1 protein-coding gene and 1 pseudogene are annotated in these 2,176 nt (G+C 44.6%); one reads left to right on the forward strand and one right to left on the reverse strand.

Annotated elements, in window-relative coordinates:
* The first annotated feature begins 420 nt into the window (after positions 1 to 420).
* On the forward strand, positions 421 to 1,644 hold the full coding sequence (locus BLW34_RS15195; RefSeq protein WP_090581377.1) for an ABC transporter permease: 1,224 nt from the start codon (positions 421 to 423) through the stop codon (positions 1,642 to 1,644).
* A 233-nt stretch (positions 1,645 to 1,877) separates the two neighbouring features.
* Here BLW34_RS15195 and BLW34_RS17200 read toward each other — a convergent pair.
* A pseudogene (locus tag BLW34_RS17200) lies at positions 1,878 to 2,176 on the reverse strand (hypothetical protein); the annotation flags it as partial.

Genomic DNA, 2,176 nt, shown 5'->3' on the forward strand with positions numbered 1-2,176 from the left:
AACAATGTCTGTAAGCATCGTAATAGGTTGGCGCTGCGTGAAGAAGTGAAATGGGTGATAACAGCCAGGAGCGTATAAACAAACCAGACACCTCGTTCATCGCCTTTGCAACGGTGATTAAATTCCTGCTGGAGGGGAAAGAAGATGTTGCGTAGAATGAACATGCAGCGATGCCTGTTTTGTTATTGGTTTCAATTACTTAACAGATGAAATTATAACAAAACCGTGCGTTGCTGCAATCATATGTTACTGTATTTAAATGATAAATTTCGATTTTTACCCTGCATGCAACAGGGTTAATATCAGCGCTATCTTGTCATTCAAGAAAAAACCCCGTTAATCCAAAAATTCCAGAGAATTGAATCATCGATCCATAAAAAAGCGTGAAACTTCAGATAATAATAAAATTACAACTTAATCATGAATCTGCTGATCATTATCGATGAAGCCTTTCGCGCCCTGCGACTCAATCGCCTACGCACGGGACTGACTATGCTTGGTATGATCATTGGTGTTGCAGCTGTGGTATTAATGCTATCAATCGGTCAAGGCGCTCAAGCCCATATTAGTAACACAATAACTTCTATGGGAAGTCACCTCTTGCTCGTGGTGCCGGGTGCAACCTCCTCAGGGGGACTACGGTTTGGGAGTGGCAGCGTAAAAACATTAACTGCAGGTGATGCGCAAGCCGTTGCAGAATTACCCTCGGTTGAAGCGACTGCACCTGTTGTCTCCGGAATTGCCCAGTTTAGTTATGGCGCTAATAACTGGAGCACAACGATAACAGGTGTCACTCCTGATTATTTTTCTGTCAGTAATTGGGAAATAGAGGATGGTTCGATATTTTCTGAAGCAGACTTACGCTCTGCTACACGCCTTGCTGTCCTGGGAAAGATAACCGCTGAGAATCTATTTGGGAAAGAAGATCCCACTGGAAAAACGCTTCGTATCGCCAATAGACCATTTCTGGTAGTTGGTGTTCTTGCAGTCAAGGGTCAAAGTCTTAGCGGACGCGATCAGGATGACAATGTATTTATCCCCCTCACCACTGCCCAACGTCAAATTCTTGGCAATCAATTTCCTGGATCGATCAACTATATGATGGTTCAAGGAAAATCAGCGGATATGATGGAAGAAGCAGAAATGGAAATTACTCGTCTGCTCCGCCAACGCCACCGTCTTTCTGACAGGATGGAAAATGATTTTACCGTCCGTAACCTGACAGCGCTAGCAGCCGTTGCAAGTACTACAGCCAAAATAATGGCATGGATGCTAGGAGCTATTGCCTCGATCTCATTGCTGGTTGGTGGCATCGGGATCATGAATATCATGTTGGTATCAGTTACAGAACGTACCCGAGAAATTGGGATTCGCATGGCCATAGGCGCCAGTCGGCGTGCAATTCTTACACAATTTTTACTAGAAGCTTTAATGATTTGTATTTTAGGTGGATTAACGGGTGTAGTGCTGGGAATCAGCGGAGCATGGACGATAAGTCAGATTGCAGACATGCCAGTCGTCATTACACTCGGCATGATTGGCTTAGCTTTTACTTTTGTATCTGTCATCGGCATATCTTTCGGCTTCTATCCTGCCAAAAAAGCAGCCTCATTAAAGCCAGTAGAAGCCTTACGCTATGAATAAAATTACCCGATATTGTGTGAAAATTCTTCTGTCCAAGATAGATAACCCAGACAGGCTATATAATGCTGCAGTAGTAATTGTCATATCAACCTATTTTCCTCAGTTGAAGTCTCTTAATCGTTCAAGAATCCTTTAGATTGAGGTAATGGAATGGACGCCCACTACCCTAACCGGCATCAAGATACCAAAGTAGCGGTATTTTAAAACCACGTAAATAGTCGACCCTGCAAAATTCACCCGGCTGCTAATATAGATTTAGCATGCCGAGTATTCACATCAACAGTCAGAAGTTCGCTCCTGATAGAATTGACCAGCTGAAGCAATAAAATGCGTAAAAAAGCCGTCTTCAGCCCCAGGCGAACCATTGCCCGCAGCAACCAGCGTAGGTTGTAACCCGTTGCACACAGTACTGCATGGAGCGCATCGCCCAGTTTTCGCTGTAACCAGCAACGATCCATTCGGTGATCTGATTTGAGATGCCCGATCGCGGGCTCCACGGCTTGGCGCCGCTTAAGCCATCTTCGTTGCTGCT

Origin of the sequence: Nitrosomonas sp. Nm58 (assembly GCF_900107335.1) — a bacterium.
In the GTDB taxonomy this organism is placed as follows: Bacteria; Pseudomonadota; Gammaproteobacteria; order Burkholderiales; family Nitrosomonadaceae; genus Nitrosomonas.

What these genes read in the sequence shown, in the direction of transcription:
- BLW34_RS15195 (WP_090581377.1), top strand. Translation starts at nt 421, where the DNA reads ATGAATCTGCTGATCATTATCGATGAAGCCTTTCGCGCCCTGCGACTC.